This window comes from Chitinophaga sp. CB10 (assembly GCA_001870995.2).
In the GTDB taxonomy this organism is placed as follows: domain Bacteria; phylum Bacteroidota; class Bacteroidia; order Chitinophagales; family Chitinophagaceae; genus Chitinophaga.
Genome location: MLAV02000008.1, coordinates 56612 through 77132, shown reverse-complemented (window position 1 = coordinate 77132; position 20521 = coordinate 56612). Strand labels below are relative to the sequence as shown.

The window sequence follows — 20521 nt, the reverse complement described above, 5'->3', positions numbered from 1 at the left end:
CAAATATATTATCTACCTGTAATAATAAAACGCCCGGAACCAGCCACCAATCAGGACCCTGCCCTGCTCTGTGCTGTTTATAGGTGAATAAAAGCGTTTCATTTTTTAAAGGTTTATTGATTTAGTAATTATTTGACGATGCAAAGATAATAGTATCTGTTTTGATATTGCAAATTTTTGACAAATTATTTTTTGATTTTTTTTGCAACATTGTTTAAGAAGTGCGCTTCCATGTAACCAGCCGCTGTCTTGCGTTACAGTCAATTAACCAACTTATCCAGCCCCTCCTGCCTTATCATTAGGAGTACTACCGGCTACGTATAAACGAAAAAAAAGCCGGTAGTCAAACTACCGGCTACGTATAAACGAAAAAAAAGCCGGCAGTCAAACTACCGGCTTCACAATCAGCATACCAGGGAATTAACAATAATAGATGACCGATTGGTCGACCTAAACAAATTATATTAATACCGCGCCTTCTTCGAACTGTTTTTCCAGCCGCTGCATCTGGCGGATGTGGCGTTCGATATGCTTGGTAAGGAAATAGATGTATTGATAGATATCCAGCTTGCCCAGGTGGTTGACGGACATGTTGGTGAATACCAGCACGCCTTCTCCGTTTTTGAGCAGGGATACATTATACCAGCACTGCGCGTATTGCTGTTTCAGCGTGGCTTTAATTTCGGCAAGGCTCTTCAACCCTTCCGGTTCCATATGCTCCGGCCTTACCCATCCAAAGGATTTGCTGCTGATCACATCGATCTGCGCAAACTTATCTTCATAATCGGCGGGCACTACCACCGTATGGCCGTTCCGTTTACGGTCCAGCGCACGGCGTGTGGCTTTGTTGATGATCAGCAACAGGAAATAGTTGGTTAAAGTGATGTGTTCCAGCACTTCCCTGATGCTCCACTGGTCGGCTTCGGGTTTAAAGTCCAGCAATGCCTGATCTTTTTCAAACCATTGGTCTAACTCCCTGAAATTGGTGAGTAAAGCCTCTCTTACTACTTGGATTACGTTCCTCATGGTGTTTCGTTTTGGGGTTATGTACATTCCCGGCTTTATAGGTCCCGCACATAACATGTATAAAAAATTGTGTTTCGGATTTTACCAGCGACTTAAAAAAAAAAGCCCGGCTATTTACGAGCCAGGCCAAATAATGTAAGGGCGCTTACAATATTACATACGAGGTTCGTATGGCTTTTTTAAGGCAAAGCCATCCTGCTTGCAACATGCCTGTCGCATGGTACAATGTTTATGTTTAGTTATCTTCTGAATCTTTTTCAATGTCGTCATTTCTGGCTACTCCGCTAAAAGCAAAAGGTCCCGCAACTTTAGTGCGGGACCTCTGTTTATATCGTTTGATAACTTACTATCGTTAACAATCGGTGCAACATGCCCGCATCATACCCTTGACCTGCTTTTGCTTGCAGGCCGGCGCGATCATCTTGTATGTTGATAAAAGTTGCACGAGTTATGTTCAATTAAAACAAAGATAATTTTTATTTTTTATCCACCTACATTTCTTCCCTACTTTTTTTGTAGAGTTAACAATTAGTTCATTAATTCTACGTTGCATCTTTGTTCCTCAGAATAAACTCAACTGGGACGTTGGCCGCTTAAAGGCTTCTGTATTGAATTCGAAGCGTTCCTGGTTCAACCCGTGCTTTTTGGTATGCACCCTGAACTGCTGCCTTATTATCTCGGCCACATTCCCATCCCCCCTCATCCTCCGGCCAAATTCACTGTCATTGACGTTTCCGCCATGCAAACTTTCGATCAGGTGCCATACCTTGTCCGCCCGGTCAGGGAAATTCTTATAAAGCCAGTCGTTAAAAATGAGCTTCACGGCATCATTCAGCCGTACGACGGTGTAGCCGGCAAATTTCGCACCATTATTGGCGGCGGCTTCCAGCAGCCGGGGTATCTCGTGGTCGTTCAGGCCGGGAATAACAGGCGCCGTCATCACCCCCACGGGGATGCCCACCTCGCTCAGCTCCTTTACAATTTTAAGGCGCTGGGCTGCGGTGGTAGTACGGGGCTCCATTTTCTGCCGCAGGTCCTCCTGGAGGGTCGTAATGGAAACATATACGCAAACGAGGTTTTGCTGGGCCAGCTGCTGCAACAGGTAACGGTCCCGCAGCACGAGGGAGTTCTTGGTGATAATCCCCACCGGCTGTTTATATTCCAGGCACACTTCCAGCAGCTGCCGGGTGAGCCACATTTTACGCTCCGCCGGCTGGTAGCAGTCCGTATTCCCTGAAAGGCTGATCGGCTTGGGTACCCAGTTCTTATTATCCAGGAATTTACGAAGCAGCTCAGGGGCATTGTGCTTTACAATAATCTTGCGCTCAAAATCCAGCCCGGCGCTCAGGCCCCAGAACTGGTGCGAGTTGCGGGCATAACAATAAATACAACCATGCTCGCAGCCCTGGTAAGGGTTCATGGAATACCACATCCCCACATCCGGGCTATCCACCTTGTTTACCAAAGTCTTGGCATGTTCTTCAAAAATCTGCGTGGGAACATCTGCCTGCCACCACTCGTCAATCCCTTCCACATGCTCCTTTACATACTCCCCTGCAAGAAACTTGTTTTTAGGATTGAACTGAGCCCCGCGGCCCTTATAATACTGGTTGTCAGACATCCCTTCCTGGAATGGCAATGTCATACACTAAATATTTTAGTAAAGCTACTAAAATATTTAGTCATTCAATATATTTTTATCTGCGATTTTTTAGATGATCTGCATCTGCTTCATCAGGAAGGTCGCATTCTTATTGCGGGCAATACCTTCCCGCATCCGGTAGTCGAAATAGAGATGATCGTCCTGGATGGTGCTTTCAAAGCAGTAATTGCGGATCCGGTCCGGGTAGGCTTCCTCCAGGTGGCCCAGCTCAAGGTCGTGCGTAGCCACCATCCCCAGGCAGGGGTAACTGATGAAATGCTCAATCAGGCTGCGGGAGCCGGTGAGCTTGTCCTCCGAATTGGTGCCCTTCAGGATTTCGTCCAGCAGCACAAACACCTTCCGGCCCTGCTTCAGCTGCGTTATGATATGTTGCAGGCGCAACAACTCCGCCTGGAAATAGGAAGTATGACTGGCAATGCTGTCCTTTATCCGCATGCTGGTCATGATGTGCATCGGCGTAAATTCGAAATGCTGCGCGCATACCGGGGCGCCGCACATGGCCAGCAGCAGGTTGCTGCCCACGCTCCGCAGGAAAGTACTTTTGCCGGACATATTGGAGCCGGTAATAATCAGGAAATCCGCTTTGGTACCTATTTCCCCGTCGTTCTGCACGCATTCGCCCATAGGGATCAGCGGGTGCCCCAGCCCTTTGGCCTTCACCATCAGCTTCCCTTCCTTCACCTCCGGCCAGTGGAAATCCTGGTGGTTGTAGGCAAACGTAGCCAGGCTGCCCCAGGCCTCAAATTGCGCAATCGCATCCAGCCAGCGGTTCATATTGTTGCGGTGGGCCTGCTTCCATTTTTCCAGCCGCACCATGCAGTGCAGGTCATACATCAGGATAGGATTCAGAATCACCGCCACCAGGAGGTTCAAACGCTGATTCAGCGCCGCGCTCACCTTCGCCAGCTGGCGCAGGGCGGTACCCGCTTCTTTGGCAATGCCGTGCTGCTCCTGTAACAGCCCCGCATTTTGAAAAGAGGCCTTCCGGATGCCTTCCAGGATACTGTCAAACCTGCTGAGGATGCGCTCTTTATGCGCCATCAGGTTGTGTTGCGCCAGGATGCGCTTCTGGTAGGTAATCAGCATGGTCCAGTTGACGCAAAAGCTCAGCGCCATCCAATAGTACACACCCGTGAACGCATATACGAAAACAGATGCCACAAACAGGGCGGGCATCCCCCATCTCGCCAAATTGACACGCTGCGAGCCCAGGAACTCAAGCGGCATCTGCATCCACAGGTTAATCTCCTTTTTATCCGCCGCCTCTTCCTTTGCCAGTGTAGCCGTCGCCGTTAGCTGCTGCCGGAACTCCACCATAGGGGTCAGCACCTGTAGCGCTTTCTGGGTGGCCCTGATCTGTTGGGCGTCCTGCAGCGGGCATTGCAGTGTGTCCGCGAGTTTTTTACTGCCGGACAAGGTGCCGGTGCGATTTATATGTTGGTAGAAAGATGAAAGGCCGAAGACGTCAAGGTCTCCCGTAAAGTCATGCCGGTCATCGATGAAGCTGCCACCATCCGGAAAGTCCGCGATATTCATCGTTACCAGCCGGAGTTCTTTTTCGTTCAGCTCCAATAGTACCTTTAATAATTGCAGCTTATCCTGGCTTGCGGCATAGCGCTTCAGCAACGCCAGGAAGCCCGCTATACCCGCCAGGGTGAGCAACAGCCAGGGCAGGTTATAACCCGAACGGATAAACTGAACAATACCCCAAACCGCCGCCAGGAAGGCCGCCAACCGGAGCCAGGCCAGTAAGGAGGAAGTCTTTTGTTCTTTTATGATATCCGCTTTATAAGCGTCGATCCGCTGCTGATAGGTGGCTGCTACTGTCATGGGTACTGAATTATAGAAAGAAAAAGGAGCAAGCACAAAGATATCCAAATCTTTGATGCCTTGCTCCCCTGCAAGTTATCGTGATAATTTAGGTTAAGCGTATTGCCTTTTCAGCAGCTCCGGATATTCGTGGCTTACCTTCAGGATCAGCTCTCCAAACAAGGTATTTGCCCAGGCAAACCATTTGCGGGTAAACTTGGTCGGATCATCCTTCTGGTAGGATTCGTGAATGAAACCGGTATTGCCATCCGTATTACGGAGGGTTTTGATGCAGGCCGCAATTTCTTCCCTGTCGTTACTGGTCAGCGCTTTCATGATGATGCTCATAGGCCAGATGTAGTTTTCCCCGGTATGCGGACTACCCACGCCATCCCCGAACTTACCCTGGTAGTACCACGGGTGGAAAGTACTCCATACAAAGTGGCGGGATGCCTGGTACAGCGGATCATCCGCGGTGGTATAGCCCAGGTAAGGGATGGAGAGCAGGCTCGGCACGTTGGTATCGTCAATGAATAAACGATTACCGTAGCCATCCACTTCAAAGCCATACATCATACCCAGCTTCGGATGTTCCACGATTGCATAGGCTTTGATAGCGCGGTCCACCTCATCGGCCAGGGTGGTGCATTCCTTCGCGAAGGCGGCATCTTTATACACTACCTCGCTGATTTCCGCCAGCTGCCGCAGCGACACTACAGCGAACATGTTGGAAGGGATCAGGAATGGGAATACCGTCGCATCGTCGGACGGGCGGAAGATGCTTACGATCAGCCCTACCGGCAGCATTGGGGCGCCCCACCCTGCATTGGGTACGGTATCGGACTGCCAGGCGGTTACGCGCTGGAACTTGTAAGGTCCTTTCCCTTCCTTACGCTGCTGCTCCCTGAAGGTTTTCACAATCAGGTGAGCGGCTTTTTTGTATTGCTCGTCAAATACTTTGGTATCGTTGGAATTTTTCCAGTAGTGGTAGGCCAGTCGCACGGGATAGCACAGGGAGTCGATTTCCCATTTGCGCTCGTGCAGTTCCGGCTTCATATCAGTCAGGTCTTTTTCCCATTCGCTGCCCGTAGGGCCATCGTTGAAGGCATTGGCATACGGATCAATCAGGATGCATTTAGCCTGCCGGTGGATGACCCCTGCAATCAGTTGCTGGAGTTTCTGATCATCCTTTACGAGCGCCAGGTACGGCCATACCTGGGCGGACGAATCGCGCAGCCACATGGCGTTGATATCGCCGGTGATCACGAATGTATCGGGCTTACCGTCCACCACTTTGAAATTCACAGTAGTGTCCAGTGTATTGGGGAAGCAGTTTTCAAACATCCAGGCCAGTTTACTGTCGGCAATCTGTTTTTTTACTGCCACAATGGTTTTTTCCACCGCCTCGCTGGTGAACTTACGCTGTGCCATCGGCGGACGCTGAGAAGTGTACCCATCCCATCCAAACACTGTTTTCGGCAATCCTAAACTTACGGCTCCTGCCAGCAGGGCGCCGTTTTTAAGAAAATCTCTCCTTGCAACCATAGCTGATTTGTTGTTTATGAAAGTGTAAAATAGGAAAGATTTCGGGATTTGCTAAATCGATTTGCCTGAATATTATTTAGGGAACTGGTAATTTCCTAAAAAAGGATTAGCAGGAAAAACAAAGAGGCCCGCTTTTACGGACCTCTTTGTTTTTTATCGGGAGAGAAGCATCACATATTCCTTCTGTACTGTCCCCCCACTTCATACAGCGCGTGGGTGATCTGCCCCAGGGAACAGTGTTTCACAGTTTCCATCAGTTCCTCAAAGAGGTTCCCGTTATTAATAGCTACCTGTTTCAGCTGCTTGAGCGCGGCGCCGGCTTTGGAGGCATGGCGCTGCTGAAATGCGGTCAGCGTATTGATCTGGAAATCCTTTTCCTCCGTGGTACTGCGGATCACCTCCGCAGGGATCACGGTTGGAGAACCGTTTTTATTCAGGAAGGTGTTCACGCCCACGATCGGATACTCGCCGGTATGTTTGAGCGATTCGTAATACATACTCTCTTCCTGGATCTTATTGCGTTGGTACATCCTTTCCATAGCGCCCAGTACGCCGCCACGCTCGGTAATACGGTGGAACTCCGCCAGCACGGCTTCTTCTACCAGCTCCGTCAGTTCTTCGATGAAGAAGGAACCCTGGATAGGATTCTCGTTTTTGGCAGTGCCCAGCTCGCGGTTGATGATCAGCTGGATAGCCATGGCCCTGCGCACGCTTTCTTCCGTAGGCGTGGTGATGGCCTCATCGTAGGCGTTGGTGTGGAGGGAGTTACAGTTGTCGTATATCGCGTACAGCGCCTGCAGCGTGGTACGGATGTCGTTAAAGTCGATCTCCTGCGCGTGGAGGCTCCTGCCGCTGGTTTGAATATGGTATTTCAGCTTCTGCGAACGGTCGTTGCCCTTGTATTTATACTTGATGGCCTTCGCCCAGATGCGGCGCGCCACGCGGCCTATCACGGCATACTCAGGATCCATGCCGTTGCTGAAGAAGAAGGAGAGGTTCGGCGCAAAGTCGTCGATATGCATACCGCGACTCAAATAATACTCCACGTAAGTAAAGCCGTTGGCCAGCGTAAACGCCAGCTGGGTGATGGGGTTGGCGCCGGCTTCCGCGATGTGATAGCCGGAAATACTTACGGAGTAGAAATTACGGACTTTGGAATTGATGAAATATTCCTGCACATCGCCCATTAATTTCAGGGCAAACTCTGTGGAGAAGATGCAGGTGTTTTGCGCCTGGTCTTCCTTCAGGATGTCCGCCTGCACGGTACCGCGTACGGTGCTGAGGGCGTGCGCCTTGATCTTTTCATAAACATCCCTGTCCAGCACTTCTTCGCCGGAGATGCCGAGCAGGGCCAGCCCCAGCCCATCGTTGCCGGCCGGCAGTTCGCCGTTGTAGTGCGGCAGCGGATGGTCCTTGAATTTATCGCGGATGATGGCCTGCACTTTTTCCGTCAGTCCATTTTCCTTAATGTATTTTTCGCACTGCTGATCGATGGCCGCGTTCATGAAGAAGGCAAGCAGTATAGGCGCCGGGCCGTTGATGGTCATGGATACGGAGGTCTTCGGATCGCAGAGGTCGAAGCCGCTGTAGAGTTTTTTGGCATCGTCCACGGTGGCGATGCTCACGCCGGAGTTACCGATTTTACCGTAGATGTCCGGGCGCACTGCCGGATCTTCGCCGTAGAGGGTCACGCTGTCGAACGCGGTGGACAGGCGCTTTGCCGGCTGGTCCAGCGATACGTAGTGGAAGCGTTTATTCGTTCTTTCCGGGCCGCCTTCGCCGGCAAACATGCGGGTAGGGTCCTCTCCTTCCCGCTTCAGCGGGAATACGCCTGCGGCGTAAGGGAACTCGCCCGGCACGTTTTCCGTGAGCTGCCAGCGGAGGATGTCGCCCCAGTCGCTGTACTTGGGCAGGCTCACTTTCGGAATACGGCTGTGGCTCAGGCTTTCCGTATAGTTCGGCAGTTTGATCACTTTATCCCGGACCTTGAATTCGTAAAAGTCCGCGCTGTACTGTTGCTGCAAAGCCGGCCAGTTATCGATCAGTTGTTTGCAATCCGGGTGGAGTTCTTTTTCCAGCTGTTGCTGTATATCGGCCAGTGTGGCCTGTTTGGCATCGTCGAGCTGCAGTTTGCGCACCCCGGCGATCTGATAGAGCTGGGTGGCAATTTTGCACTGCCCGTCCACCCAGTTGCCATAATCCCCGATGGATTCAGCGATTTCGGCCAGGTAGCGTACGCGGGCCGGCGGGATGATCTGGGATTTGGTGGTGGTGGATTTCACGCTTTCGTGTTCGATTTCCCCGAAGGAAACACCGGATTTCTCCACCACTTTTTCCATCACTTTCTCAAAGAGGAGGTTGATACCGGCGTCGTTGAACTGGGAGGCGATGGAACCTACTACCGGCAGGTCTTCATCCTTCGCGGTCCAGAGGTTGTGGTTACGTTTGTATTGCTTGCGCACATCGTGCAGGGCATCGAGGGCGCCGGCTTTATCGAATTTATTGATGGCGATCACGTCCGCGTAGTCCAGCATGTTGATTTTTTCCAGCTGGGAGGCGGCGCCGTATTCCGGCGTCATCACGTACAGGGATACATCGCAATAGTCCGTAATAGCGGTATCGCTTTGCCCGATGCCGGAGGTTTCCAGGATAATGAAATCGAAGGCCGCTGTTTTGCAGATGTCGATTGCTTCCTGGATATGTTCGCTGATGGCCTTATCGCTTTCGCGGGTGGCCAGGGAGCGCATGTAGGCGCGCGGGTGGTGGATGGAATTCATACGGATACGATCCCCGAGGAGGGCGCCGCCGGTCTTCTTCTTGGAAGGGTCCACGGAGATGACGGCGATGGTTTTATCCGTATAGCGGTTGAGGAAGCGGCGTACCAGTTCATCCGTCACGCTGCTTTTACCGGCGCCGCCGGTACCGGTGATGCCCAGTACGGGAATACCGTCCGCAGTGGTGGTGATTTCCGCGGCGTCTTCACCAACGGTGACGGCCGTACGGGATTTTTTGCCGTTCAGCATGGCCACCGGCATATCGCTTTCCGCCAGGGAAATGGCCCTGGCGATGATTTTCGGGTTTTTATCCTGGCGCAGGCGGGCGGTATCTTCTCCGCCGGCTCCGGCCGGCAGTGGTTCGATGGGCGCATCGCATTTGCTGATGAGGTCCTCGATCATACCTTCCAGGCCCATCTGGCGGCCATCGTCCGGCGAGTACAGCCGGGCGATGCCGTAGGCATGCAGTTCGTCCAGCTCGGCGGGCAGGATGGTGCCTCCACCGCCGCCAAATATTTTTATATGTCCGCAACCTTTTTCTTTCAGCAGGTCGTACATGTACTTGAAAAACTCTACGTGCCCACCCTGGTAGGAGGTGACGGCTATGCCCTGCGCATCTTCCTGGATGGCGCAGTCCACGATTTCCGCCGCAGAGCGGTTATGTCCCAGGTGAATGACTTCAGCTCCCTTGGCCTGCATGATACGGCGCATGATATTGATAGCAGCATCATGACCATCGAATAAGGCGGCCGCCGTTACGATGCGAACCTTGTTTTTTGGTGTGTACGACATATGTAAGATGTTGTTTAGCCCGCACAGGTATGTGCGATCCGCAATTTACGTATTCTTTGGCCGGAATCGTGCTGCCAAACCCCGGAGGAGGAGAGGTTTCATTAATCAGCATTCAACGGGAACGGGTAAATACAGGGGTTTCTGAAACGAACCATCTGCCCGGTTAGATGATTATTAAGGAGGACAGGTATCTGCCAAATTTTGTCGAAAAAAAGAAATTAACGGGCGGGCATTTCCGAAAGTATATCGTAATACGGCAGCCTGCGGAGCAACGGTGCAGCGGAGGCCGGAACACCGGCCCATAGCGGCATCAGATCTCTCCCCCCATAAAAAAAGACAAAAAAATTCCCTTGTACGGGCAAGTACAAGGGAAATTAAATTAAAAGACACCAGGCAAAAATGCGAAGCAGCCTTTTCGTTTCATAACGTGGAATTATAAAATCAACTATAGAGAAAAACTTTATTTACTGTTTAATTAGTGATGTAAGAAAAATCAGATAGATACTTTTCTGAACAATAAGGATTTCTACATACTGGTCATTACAACGATTCGTTAAGCAATTATACTTTCGGCAAAATATGGTATCATCAAACAGATGATTTCTTAGGATGTGTATATCTTACACAATCTTAATTAAAATTTTGTTAAAAACAAACTTTTTCGAACCTTTTTTGGAAAATAAAATTGTAAAAATGACAAATCCATGCAACAGGCTTCTAAGCCTTTACTGTAAAGGGTTTGAAAGAAATTATATTTTAACCGGGATACGACTGTACTGGCTGACAGGTGATAAAAAAATATCAGTTTCTGGTATTTAAAAGCCAATGCCCAAATACCGTTTTTTACGCTGATCGTACTTATCGAAATTGAATTTATAGAGCTTCGCCGGCCGGTGCGGCACATCGGCCTCCTCCTCGTTGAGGTCCATGAGGAGGTCCATACTTAAAAACTTCTTGCGGAAATTGCGCCTGTCCAGCTGTACATCCAGGATAGCTTCGTAGAGGTTCTGCAGTTCGCGGAGGGAGAATTTTTTAGGGAGGAGGTTAAAGCCGACCGGCTGTACCATCACCTGCTGCTTTAGCCGCTCGTGGCAGGTGTCCAGGATCTGCTTGTGGTCAAAGGCCATGTACTGGATGTCTTTCACGCTATGCCAGTGCAGCTCGTTGTTATACATCTTCAGTTCCACATGCTCGATGTTTACCAGGGAATAGTAGGCCACCGTGATCACCCGCCCGGCGGGGTGGCGATTGAGGCCGCCAAACGTCTGCACCTGTTCCATGTACACGTTTTCGAGGCCGGTACGCTCTTTCAGCACGCGGTAAGCGGCCGCATCCAGCTCCTCGTCCGGCCGCACGATATCCCCCAGGAGGGACCAGTTGCCCTTATATTCCTTCAGGTCTGACTCGATTAACAATACCTTTAATTCATCATTATTAAAGCCAAAGATGACACAATCGACCGAAATGGCGACCTTGAAATAATCCTTTATTTCAACGAGGTGTGTATTGATGTTCTTGGTGGACATGGACGACATCATAGACTAACGTGGAATTACAATAAAATGCTGCTTTCTATCGAAGCTTCAAATAACCTAAAAATTAGCAAATTTTTGAAACTTTAGGCAGGATTTTTTCCTTTAACGCCGCGCTGGCCTTCGCCGGCAGAAAAGATAGTTTATTTTTACAGCTCAGTTAATAAGATTATGTACACAAAAGATATTGAAATAACCCTTAGCCAGATGGCCAAACAACTGCTGGCCAACCAGCAGCAGGACCAACTGCTCAACAACTCCATTGATGAAACCCTGGAAGGGCTCCGCCGGGTAATTTCGTATAACGACTGGCGTTATTACGTACAAAGCGATCCCGTGCTGAGCGATTATGAATATGACCAGCTGTTTGCCTGGCTGAAGAAGCTGGAAACGCAGCATCCTGACCTGATCAGCGCTGACAGTCCAACCCAGCGCGTAGCCAAAGGCCTGACCAAAGAGTTCCCGACGGTGCAGCACCTTGTGCCCATGCTCAGCCTGGAAAACAGTTACAATGCGGACGACCTGATCGACTGGGACCGCAAAGCCCGCGAAGCAGCCGGGCTGGCGGAAATAGAATATTGCATTGAGCCTAAGTTCGACGGGGCCAGCATTTCCCTGATATACGAAAACGATATGCTCAGCAGGGGCGCCACCCGTGGCGACGGTGTTTCCGGGGAGGACATTACCACCAACATCCGCCAGATACGGAGCATCCCCCTCTCCGCCCGCTTCTCCCAATACGGCATTCAGCAAATTGAGATCCGCGGGGAAGTGCTGATCAATAAAAATACTTTCAAGGCTTTCAACGAGAAGCGGATGGCGGAAAACCTGCCACCGCTGGCTAATCCCAGGAATGCCGCCTCCGGCTCCCTGCGCATGGTAGACCCTGCAGAGGTGGCCAAACGCGGACTGGAAGCCTTCCTGTATCATATGAGCTACCATACCATGGAGCGCGGCCAAACAGAGCCGGAACAGCTGCTGACGCATAGCGGCACGCTGGACCTCTTGTCTACCCTGGGCTTCAGGAGTCCTGCCAGGGAAAAGAAGGTAGTAAAAGGCATACAGGCCGTGATCGACTACTGCCTGTGGTTCGAAAATGAAAGGGATAACCTGCCGTATGAAATTGATGGTATGGTGATCAAAGTGAACGACTATGCCCTGCAGGATAAACTGGGTATGACCACCCACCACCCCCGCTGGGCCATTGCCTATAAATTCAAAGCACGCCAGGCTACCAGTAAGCTCCGCTCCGTGGAGTTCCAGGTGGGCCGCACCGGCTCCATTACGCCGGTGGCGAAAATTGACCCGGTACATATCGGCGGCGTGACTGTGTCCTCCATCTCCCTGTTTAACGAGGAGGTGATCCGCGAAAAGGACCTGAAGCTCGGCGATACCGTGCTGGTGGAAAGAGCGGGGGACGTGATTCCTTATATTGTGAAGTCCAACGCCGACCTGCGCGATGGTTCCGAACAGGACATCATCTTCCCTACCCGCTGCCCGGTATGCCACGACAAGCTTTTTAAGCCGGAAGGAGAAAGCGTATGGCGCTGCATCAACATCAACTGCGAGGCCCAGGTGGTGGAACGTATGATCCACTATGTGAGTAAGGACGCGATGGACATCAAGAGCTTCGGCGAAAGCAACGTGCGTAAGTTTTATGCGCTGGGGCTGATGAAGGACATCCCGGGGATTTATGAACTGGACTTTGAGAAAATAAGCCAGCTGGAAGGTTTCGGGAAGAAGTCGCTGACGAACCTGCAAACAGCGATCGAACAATCCAAATCCCAGCCCCTGCATCGATTGATATTCGGGCTGGGCATCCGGTATGTGGGCGAGACTACTGCTAAAACGCTGGCGAACGCCGTTTCCAATATTATGGACCTGGCGGAGTTCACGGAAGAAAAGATTTTGTCCCTGGAAGATATCGGGCCGAAAGTGGCGGGGTCCGTCCGCCAGTTCTTCAGTAACATCGACAACATACATATGCTGGAAAAGCTTGCGCAACTGGGCGTGAACATGACCAACAGCAAGAGCGCATCCACCGGCAGCGGTGAGCTGAGCGGGCAGACCTTCCTGTTTACCGGCACCTTGCATAAGCTCAAACGCAGCGAGGCGGAGGAAATGGTGGAAGCCCACGGCGGTAAGATCCTCAGCGGCGTAAGCAGTAAGCTCAACTACCTGATTGTTGGGGAGGATGCCGGCAGTAAACTGGAAAAAGCGAAGAAGATTAATACGATCAGGATTTTATCGGAGGATGAATTCCTGGCGATGATACAATAGTACCAGGAATGAATAGGGTCAGGCGAAATCCTGACGATACAATAGTAATATGGATGATCAGTATTTTATGAAACAGGCGCTCGCAGAGGCGCGCAAAGCTTTTGACGCAGGGGAAGTGCCGATTGGCGCGGTAGTCGTACTCAACGGGCGTATCATTGGCCGGGGGTACAACCAGGTGGAAATGCTGAACGACTGTACCGCCCATGCGGAGATGATTGCGTTAACGGCGGCGTTCAATACGCTCAGCAGCAAGTACCTCATGGATGCTACGTTGTACGTATCGGTAGAGCCCTGCCTGATGTGCGCGGGCGCGTTGTACTGGAGTAAGATCGGGCGTATCGTGTATGCGGCGCCGGATGATAAGAACAGTTACCGCCGCGCTACGGGCGCCACCTCGCCATTCCACCCGAAAACCAAGCTGGAAGAGGGCCCGGGGCGGGAAGAGAGCCTGGCGCTGATGAAGACGTTCTTTGCACAAAGAAGAAAATAAAAAAAGACGAAACCAGTGGTTTCGTCTTTTTAATTTATAGCAAGGCAGTTATTTATTTTTTATTCCCTACTTCCATGAGTTTGTTCATGGCCATCATTTGCTGCATGGTTTTTTCCATGCCTTCGGAAGAGCCGTCGAGGAAGATGACGTTGCCTTTTCCGTTTTCAGCGAAGTTTTTGATGGCTTCCGTCCACATGGAGAAGAGGATCACGGAAGTATCCAGGTTGGCCTGCTGCATTTCTTTGGCGGCGAGGCTCATACCTTTGGCCACCTCTTCCCGGAAGAGGGCCACACCCATACCGCGGAGCTGGGCGGCCTGGCGTTCTGCCTCGGCAGCGATCTTGATGGCGTTACCATCTGCTTCAGCGGCTTTGGTTTTGGTGATCAGCAATGCCTGGCCTTCGTTTTCAGCGGCGGCTTTCAGGTTGTTGGAGGCCACTACCTGGGCCATGGAGCGCATGATGGCTTCGTCGAAAGTGATATCATTCATCTGGAGATCCTGCAGGTGATACCCCCATTCCTCCAGGGTTTGGTCGATCTGGGCTTTAACGTGTTCGGTGATATCGCGGCGCAGGCCCAGCACTTCGGACTGGCGTTTGGTAGCTACGAAGCCGCGGATAGAGCCTTCGATGGTGCGTACCAGCGCCTGCATGAAGCTACGCTCGTCCATGAATTTGAAGGCTACGTTTTTGATGGTTTCTTCCTGCTGGTTCCACACGGAGTATAGCAGCATGGCTTTAAAGTACACATTCGCCTGGTCGATGGTGATGGCCTGGAATTCCAGCTCTACGGACCGGTTTTGAATGGATACCCGCTTGAAAACTTTCTCAATTACAGGAACTTTGAAGTTGAGGCCGGGATGCAGAATACGGTTGTACTTTCCGAAAATGGTGGTTACTGCAATGGTTCCCTGCTGTACGGTAACGAAACAGGACAGCAGGAAAAGGACTGCCAATACAATAATGACGTAAGTGAAAACTTGCATAAGCTTACAGTTTAGGTAGGGTTTGAATCCATAAATATAAGCAAATAAAGTTCACCTGCCAGTGACGGTGGACAGCCGGTAACGGGGTTATTTTGAGGATTGTTTGTATGAAGACAAACAATGGATGAACTGAGCTTAAAAATACAACGAATGAAAATCTAAAAAGCTAAGTCAGATCCTCTGTTTTCTTCTGAAAAATATGAATACGTCATCTAATTCAATCTGTTTCAATTGATAAGCCAGCCGGGTTCTCAGATCCTCCGTTTCATCTTTGATTTTTCTGTACTGATCTTTCAAACTCTCATAACGCGCTACAATCTCTTCGGCTGTAGCTGTTTGTTCCAGCTGCAAAATGTAAAATGCTCTTTCCTCGGTTATCATAGTGATAGGGGTGTTTCAGCCATTAATCATATCACGATGTTAATAAAACATTCATAATATTATTTTACTAAATTACTGGAGATTCAAAAGCTAGCAAATACCCAACCTTGGGTATTTTTCGAACTTTTTTAGCAATGTTTAGCAAAAAGGACACAGGACTTGAAACGCTTATAGTTTGGTTTTCAGAAAAATACAATTTAAATGATAAAATTTCAACAGGCGTAACGTTTCGTTGGTAACTACATTCATCTGGAAAAGTCTGCTCTAAAACCGATACTATTTTCTCTTTACTGCGGTTATTGAAATCCGATCTTGCGGGCCAGGGACACCAGCTCTGTGCTGTTTCTGACCTTTAGTTTCAGCCGGATATTCTTACGGTGGGTTTCCACGGTGTACCTGCTTAAATTTAACGTGCCGGCAATTTCTTTATTGTTCAATCCCTGTACGGCGAGCGCCAGTACATCTTTTTCGCGGGCGGTGAGTTTGTTGAGGAGGTTTTCGTTTTGCCGGCGGAGGATTTCCGCCAGGGCGTCGGAGAGGGCGGCATTGGTGTCCATAGCGCCGGAGAGGTCCAGGAAGGCGCAGATGATTTCCACTACTTCCCCGCTTTCATTCTGGGTGAAAGGCACTTCCAGGCCCAGCAGCCAGCGGTACTCCTCTTCTTCCTGCTTCTTTATACGAACGATGCCGCCGAACTGTCTTTTATTATTACGGAAAGACTGTTGCGCTACGGTGGCCAGTTTAAAATCGTCCGGGTGCATGATACTTTTGAAAAAGTCCATGCCAAGCCCTTGCAATTCCGCCGGCGTGCAGCCAAAAGCCTCTGCGAGCCCCTGGTTACACCAGGTTATACTTTTCTTGTTGTTATCGTAACTATACAACATGGCGGGTACATGATGCAGGATACTTTCCAGCCATTGCACGCGATTTTTTAATTGTTCGTTCTCCTTTTGCAAGGCGGAGAGGGAAAAGTTCTGGCCTAATTCCGAGGCTGTCTGCATACTAAACGTTTTAAACAAACAATAGGTAACTCACAACATATAGGCATATACGAAAGTGCCTGTGTTACGTCCTGTTAAACCGAGTGTCTGTAAATTTAAAATAAAAAATCATATGACCAAGTCAACCATTCATGTGATGTGTGGATTATTATATGTATAATCGATAGGGGTATCAAAATTCTTAATTGATTTTTAGCCAGATAGGCAGTAAATTTGGCGACTATCTCGAAAAAAATATTATAAACCCATAAAAAACAGAGTTATGGCATTTACACTTCCGAGCTTACCTTACGCTACTGATGCGTTAGAACCACATATCGACAAACAGACTATGGAAATCCACCATGGTAAGCACCACCAGGCATATGTTGACAACCTGAATAAAGCGATTGCAGGTACTGAAAATGAAAACAAATCCCTGGAAGAGCTGGTTGCCAACGCCGGTAAGATCAGCCCTGCTGTAAGAAACAACGGTGGTGGCCACTGGAATCACAGCTTCTTCTGGAACATCATTGGCCCTAACAAAGGCGGTCAGCCTTCCGGTAAACTGGCAGAGGCGATCAACAGCGCTTTCGGTTCTTTCGATGCTTTCAAAGAGAAATTCAACGCTGCCGGCGCTACCCGTTTCGGTTCCGGTTGGGCATGGCTGATTGTAAAGGATGGCAAACTGGAAGTTACTTCTACGCCAAACCAGGACAACCCGCTGATGGATGTTGCCGAAGTAAAAGGTACGCCAATCCTGGGTGTTGACGTTTGGGAACACGCTTATTACCTGAAATACCAGAACCGCCGCCCTGAATACCTGGCCGCTTTCTGGAACGTGGTAAACTGGGATGCAGTGAGCGCACTGTTCGAAAAAGCTTAAGGATATCACACCTGATATAAAAAATCTTCCCCGCTGCACAGCAGGGAAGATTTTTTTATTTTATCTTGGCCCCCCTAGACAACAAAATGCATGGAAAAAAAGCCCAGCAAACTCAGCAGAATTGCGCGGTTCCTGAAAAACTTCACGGTCACCAACCTGTTTTACAGTGAGTTTTCCTACGCCCAGGAAGGCGAGGACATGATCCTGCGCCGGTTTTTCGGCAGGTATAAAAAAGGATTTTATGTGGATATCGGGGCTCACCACCCGGTCCGCTTTTCCAATACCTACGGCTTTTACCTGGACGGCTGGCGGGGCATCAACGTGGATGCCATGCCTGGCAGTATGGACAGCTTCCGCAAAAAAAGACCGCGGGACATTAACCTGGAGCTGCCTGTATCTGATAAGACAGAAACCCTCAACTTCTATATCTTCAACGAGCCTGCGTTAAATACTTTTTCCGAACAGGAAGCCCGGTCCAAAGACGGCAAGAACAATAACAAAATCATTGACATCCGGCCGCTGGAAACAGTTACGCTGGCGTCTATCCTGGATAAGCACCTGCCGGAAGGGCAACAGATCGACTTCATGTCAATCGATGTGGAAGGGTTGGATATCAGGGTGCTGAAATCCAATAACTGGGAGAAATACCGCCCGGAGTTCCTGCTGGTGGAAGAGTTGCTGAGTAATATCACGAATTCCATGGGAGGAGAGGTTAACCAGTTCCTGCAGGGGCAGGGGTATATGTTGGTGGCGAGGTCGTATAATACGAGTTTTTATAGGAAGACGAGGTGAGGTGAGAGTTGAGATGAAATTAACCAGGTTTTAACCGGCGCCAGGTCGCACCGGATTAGCTGCTGAAGGCGAGCGTTAAAACCGGTTCCCTGGTCGTACTATTCCCGCTGCTCATACGAGATTAAAAAAAGCTGTATCGGTTGATACAGCTTTTTTTATGCTTATTTCAATTCTTTTACTTTCACGTTCTTAAACCAGATTTCGCTGCCATGGTCCTGTAGCGCAATCTTTCCCTTGGAGGCTTTGCCATATCCCGGGGCATCTTTCCATTTACCGGTTTCTTTGGCCTTCTTCCATTCAGGGCTGTTCATGGTATATTCAGCCGTTTTCTGGCCGTTCAGCCAATGCTCCACATGTCCTTTGTTGACAATGATTTTGGTATGGTTCCATTCGCCGATGGGATTGGAAGCCGCTACCAGCGGCGGGTTCATGGCGTAGTTGGCGCCGGTCTTCTGCCAGTCTTCCAGCTTTTCAGGGAAGTTATTATCGTCAATGATCTGGTATTCCGGACCGCTCAGGTAAGGGGCATCAAATTCCTCCGTTACGAGGTAAAGGATACCGGAGTTCCCTTTGGGCGCCAGCTTCCAGTCGGCATCCAGCTCAAAGTTTTGAAACTCTTTATCACTGGTAAGATCTGCACGTTTATCGCTTTTATCGGTTTCGCTGCCCAGGCAGTGGAGTATCCCGTTTTCAACCACCCATGTTTCAGTGGTTTTGCCTTTATAGCCATGCCAGCCGTCCTTACTGGTACCGTTAAATAACAGCTGCCAGCCTTCTGCCTTTTCCGCATCGGTGAGGGTGTTATCAGTAGCGGATGCAGTAACTGCGGCCACTGCGGCGGTATCTGTTTTTTCCACTTTCACTGAATCTGCCGTGGCGTTGTTATTGCCGCCACCGCAGGAAGCGGCTGTCAGCACTACGGCTGATAATACGGGTACAATAATTTTTTTCATGTTCATACTATTTAAACTACTTTAAGGTTGTTTGGATCCCACTTAATGATCTTGTTGTTGAAATAGCTGTCGTTACACAGCAGCGCAGGCGCCGCAGCACGGAAGCCGAATAACGGGTCTTCTGCTACTTTTCCTTTGTTGCGCATGGCGTTGAACAGGTTGTAGAAGTGATCGAAGTGCGCGCCCTTGTAGCCCTGCTCCGCTTCGTACACCAGTTTTTCCGGCGGCAGCATGGACTTACGGTCATAGACGTACGATTTACCGCTGTTCACGTTGTTCTTAGTGGCAGTGAGCGGATCGTTGTTATCCACTTCATTACGGTTTTTGTAGAGGGTTACGCGGTCCCACTCTACCGTCATGGAACCTTCGCTGCCTACCATTCTCAGGTAGTTGGTACCGCCGGTACCGTCCACGAAGTTAACGCGGAGCGAGAGGTTAAACGCCGGGTGGATGGCGGTTTCCGGGTAATCGAACATACCGAGCATGATGTCCGGCACTTCCCTGCCGTCCTTCCAGTAGCGGAGGCCGCCGGTAGCCATAATTTTATCCGGGCCTACGGAGCCGGTTACAAAGTGCAGGCTGGAGAAGAGATGCACAAAGAGGTCGCCGGATACGCCCGTACCGTAGTCGCGGTAGTTACGCCAGCGGAAAAAGCGCAGGGGGTCGAAATCGCGTTTAGGCGCGTTTTTGAGGTAGGCTTCCCAGTCTACTGTTTTGGGAGAGGCATCCGCCGGGATAGGATATTGCCAGGCGCCTGTTGGCGACATGCGGGCCCAGAAGCCTTCCGCGTAGTTAAGTTTACCGATAGCGCCTTCGGCGAGGAGTTGTTTCGCCTTTTCGTTTCCGAGGGAGCTCATACCCTGGCTACCTACCTGGTAGACCACGTTGTTGCGCTTTTGCGCCTCTACTACGGCAGGGCCTTCGGTAATATCGTGTACCATGGGCTTTTCGCAGTACACGGATTTTCCTTTGTTCATGGCGGCTACAGAAATATCCTTATGCCAGAAGTCCGGCGTAGCGATGATAACTGCATCGATGTCTTTCCGATCCAGGATTTCGTGGTAGTTACGGGTGGTGAAGATGTCGCTGCCCCATTTCTTTTTAGCGTCTGCGAGGCGGCCATCATACAGGTCGCAGGCGGCGATGAGCTTTACCCCTGGTACCGTGATGGCGGTGTTGGCATCAGCCGTGCCCATACCACCGGCGCCGATGAGCGCAATCTGGATCTGATCATTGGCACTGTACTTTTCGTTTGTTCGTGATAGTGATGCGATGTTCCGCTTTCTATCAGCAGCCGTAATGATGTTGGGGAGCAGTGATGCGCCTACTACCCCTTTGGCAAATTTGCTGATAAAATTCCTGCGGGAGTTTTCGTTGGAATTTACTGGCATGAGTACCCTTTTAGGTTTGTTGAAAATGATGATAGCTTAAGATAGGGACAATTGCTAATACTTGCAAAGTATAGGGGAAAGTTTTACACGGGCGGTTGGGATTGGAGGGGCGGTATATGTGGACTTTGTTCGGGTAAAAAGCGGGTAAATAATAATTAGCGTTTGTTGGTGCAAAAGCGGGTAAGGTAGGTCTGGCGGTTGTGTAAAGGCCGGGGTAAAGAATATCTGGCCTTTGTACTTGC

General features: G+C 50.2%; 15 protein-coding genes. 4 read left to right on the top strand and 11 right to left on the bottom strand.

Annotation, left to right across the window (positions count from 1 at the left end; genetic code table 11):
- Positions 1 to 459: 459 nt before the first annotated feature.
- From BOC67_RS13120 to BOC67_RS13095, 6 genes are all read right to left on the bottom strand, one after another.
- Positions 460 to 1026, bottom strand: coding sequence for a DinB family protein (locus BOC67_RS13120; protein ID WP_291910783.1), 567 nt, complete (start codon positions 1024 to 1026; stop codon positions 460 to 462).
- 562 nt (positions 1027 to 1588) lie between these two features.
- The gene (locus tag BOC67_RS13115) at positions 1589 to 2671 is read right to left on the bottom strand and encodes a PA0069 family radical SAM protein (protein ID WP_291910781.1); all 1083 of its coding nucleotides are present in this window, start codon (positions 2669 to 2671) and stop codon (positions 1589 to 1591) included.
- 66 nt (positions 2672 to 2737) lie between these two features.
- Complete coding sequence (locus BOC67_RS13110) at positions 2738 to 4519, bottom strand: hypothetical protein (protein WP_291910780.1); 1782 nt, start codon at positions 4517 to 4519, stop codon at positions 2738 to 2740.
- Positions 4520 to 4612: 93 nt separating this feature from the next.
- On the bottom strand, positions 4613 to 6043 hold the full coding sequence (locus BOC67_RS13105; RefSeq protein ID WP_291910779.1) for a glycoside hydrolase family 125 protein: 1431 nt from the start codon (positions 6041 to 6043) through the stop codon (positions 4613 to 4615).
- A gap of 170 nt (positions 6044 to 6213) precedes the next feature.
- Entirely contained in the window at positions 6214 to 9609 is a 3396-nt protein-coding gene (locus BOC67_RS13100; protein ID WP_291910778.1) for a methylmalonyl-CoA mutase family protein, read from the bottom strand.
- A gap of 815 nt (positions 9610 to 10424) precedes the next feature.
- The gene (locus BOC67_RS13095; protein WP_291910777.1) at positions 10425 to 11147 is read right to left on the bottom strand and encodes an NUDIX domain-containing protein; all 723 of its coding nucleotides are present in this window, start codon (positions 11145 to 11147) and stop codon (positions 10425 to 10427) included.
- A 165-nt stretch (positions 11148 to 11312) separates the two neighbouring features.
- Here BOC67_RS13095 and ligA point away from each other — a divergent pair, with 165 nt between their 5' ends.
- Together ligA and BOC67_RS13085 are read left to right on the top strand one after the other, a co-directional pair.
- The gene (gene ligA / locus BOC67_RS13090) at positions 11313 to 13421 is read left to right on the top strand and encodes an NAD-dependent DNA ligase LigA (RefSeq protein ID WP_291910776.1); all 2109 of its coding nucleotides are present in this window, start codon (positions 11313 to 11315) and stop codon (positions 13419 to 13421) included.
- 49 nt (positions 13422 to 13470) lie between these two features.
- The gene (locus BOC67_RS13085; protein WP_291910775.1) at positions 13471 to 13911 is read left to right on the top strand and encodes a nucleoside deaminase; all 441 of its coding nucleotides are present in this window, start codon (positions 13471 to 13473) and stop codon (positions 13909 to 13911) included.
- Positions 13912 to 13963: 52 nt separating this feature from the next.
- On the opposite strand, the gene BOC67_RS13080 is transcribed toward BOC67_RS13085, so the two are convergent.
- The 3 genes from BOC67_RS13080 to BOC67_RS13070 all read right to left on the bottom strand — a co-directional run bounded on the left by BOC67_RS13080 (position 13964) and on the right by BOC67_RS13070 (position 16278).
- Complete coding sequence (locus BOC67_RS13080; protein ID WP_291910774.1) at positions 13964 to 14896, bottom strand: SPFH domain-containing protein; 933 nt, start codon at positions 14894 to 14896, stop codon at positions 13964 to 13966.
- Positions 14897 to 15067: 171 nt separating this feature from the next.
- The gene (locus tag BOC67_RS13075) at positions 15068 to 15277 is read right to left on the bottom strand and encodes a hypothetical protein (protein ID WP_291910773.1); all 210 of its coding nucleotides are present in this window, start codon (positions 15275 to 15277) and stop codon (positions 15068 to 15070) included.
- A gap of 296 nt (positions 15278 to 15573) precedes the next feature.
- Positions 15574 to 16278: a LuxR C-terminal-related transcriptional regulator gene (locus BOC67_RS13070; RefSeq protein WP_291910772.1), complete on the bottom strand. Its 705-nt coding sequence runs from the start codon at positions 16276 to 16278 to the stop codon at positions 15574 to 15576.
- A 262-nt stretch (positions 16279 to 16540) separates the two neighbouring features.
- Between BOC67_RS13070 and BOC67_RS13065 the strand changes: the two genes are divergently transcribed.
- Both BOC67_RS13065 and BOC67_RS13060 read left to right on the top strand, forming a co-directional pair.
- Positions 16541 to 17143: a superoxide dismutase gene (locus BOC67_RS13065; protein WP_291910771.1), complete on the top strand. Its 603-nt coding sequence runs from the start codon at positions 16541 to 16543 to the stop codon at positions 17141 to 17143.
- Between the two features lie 90 nt (positions 17144 to 17233).
- Entirely contained in the window at positions 17234 to 17935 is a 702-nt protein-coding gene (locus BOC67_RS13060) for an FkbM family methyltransferase (protein WP_291910770.1), read from the top strand.
- A gap of 161 nt (positions 17936 to 18096) precedes the next feature.
- On the opposite strand, the gene BOC67_RS13055 is transcribed toward BOC67_RS13060, so the two are convergent.
- On the bottom strand, positions 18097 to 18888 hold the full coding sequence (locus tag BOC67_RS13055) for a DUF1080 domain-containing protein (RefSeq protein ID WP_291910769.1): 792 nt from the start codon (positions 18886 to 18888) through the stop codon (positions 18097 to 18099).
- Positions 18889 to 18899: 11 nt separating this feature from the next.
- Positions 18900 to 20279, bottom strand: coding sequence for a Gfo/Idh/MocA family oxidoreductase (locus BOC67_RS13050; protein WP_291910768.1), 1380 nt, complete (start codon positions 20277 to 20279; stop codon positions 18900 to 18902).
- Between the last annotated feature and the right edge of the window lie 242 nt (positions 20280 to 20521).

What these genes read in the sequence shown, in the direction of transcription:
- BOC67_RS13120 (WP_291910783.1), bottom strand. Translation starts at nt 1,026, where the DNA reads ATGAGGAACGTAATCCAAGTAGTAAGAGAGGCTTTACTCACCAATTTC.
- BOC67_RS13115 (WP_291910781.1), bottom strand. Translation starts at nt 2,671, where the DNA reads ATGACATTGCCATTCCAGGAAGGGATGTCTGACAACCAGTATTATAAG.
- BOC67_RS13110 (WP_291910780.1), bottom strand. Translation starts at nt 4,519, where the DNA reads ATGACAGTAGCAGCCACCTATCAGCAGCGGATCGACGCTTATAAAGCG.
- BOC67_RS13105 (WP_291910779.1), bottom strand. Translation starts at nt 6,043, where the DNA reads ATGGTTGCAAGGAGAGATTTTCTTAAAAACGGCGCCCTGCTGGCAGGA.
- BOC67_RS13100 (WP_291910778.1), bottom strand. Translation starts at nt 9,609, where the DNA reads ATGTCGTACACACCAAAAAACAAGGTTCGCATCGTAACGGCGGCCGCC.
- BOC67_RS13095 (WP_291910777.1), bottom strand. Translation starts at nt 11,147, where the DNA reads ATGATGTCGTCCATGTCCACCAAGAACATCAATACACACCTCGTTGAA.
- ligA (WP_291910776.1), top strand. Translation starts at nt 11,313, where the DNA reads ATGTACACAAAAGATATTGAAATAACCCTTAGCCAGATGGCCAAACAA.
- BOC67_RS13085 (WP_291910775.1), top strand. Translation starts at nt 13,471, where the DNA reads ATGGATGATCAGTATTTTATGAAACAGGCGCTCGCAGAGGCGCGCAAA.
- BOC67_RS13080 (WP_291910774.1), bottom strand. Translation starts at nt 14,896, where the DNA reads ATGCAAGTTTTCACTTACGTCATTATTGTATTGGCAGTCCTTTTCCTG.
- BOC67_RS13075 (WP_291910773.1), bottom strand. Translation starts at nt 15,277, where the DNA reads ATGATAACCGAGGAAAGAGCATTTTACATTTTGCAGCTGGAACAAACA.
- BOC67_RS13070 (WP_291910772.1), bottom strand. Translation starts at nt 16,278, where the DNA reads ATGCAGACAGCCTCGGAATTAGGCCAGAACTTTTCCCTCTCCGCCTTG.
- BOC67_RS13065 (WP_291910771.1), top strand. Translation starts at nt 16,541, where the DNA reads ATGGCATTTACACTTCCGAGCTTACCTTACGCTACTGATGCGTTAGAA.
- BOC67_RS13060 (WP_291910770.1), top strand. Translation starts at nt 17,234, where the DNA reads ATGGAAAAAAAGCCCAGCAAACTCAGCAGAATTGCGCGGTTCCTGAAA.
- BOC67_RS13055 (WP_291910769.1), bottom strand. Translation starts at nt 18,888, where the DNA reads ATGAAAAAAATTATTGTACCCGTATTATCAGCCGTAGTGCTGACAGCC.
- BOC67_RS13050 (WP_291910768.1), bottom strand. Translation starts at nt 20,279, where the DNA reads ATGCCAGTAAATTCCAACGAAAACTCCCGCAGGAATTTTATCAGCAAA.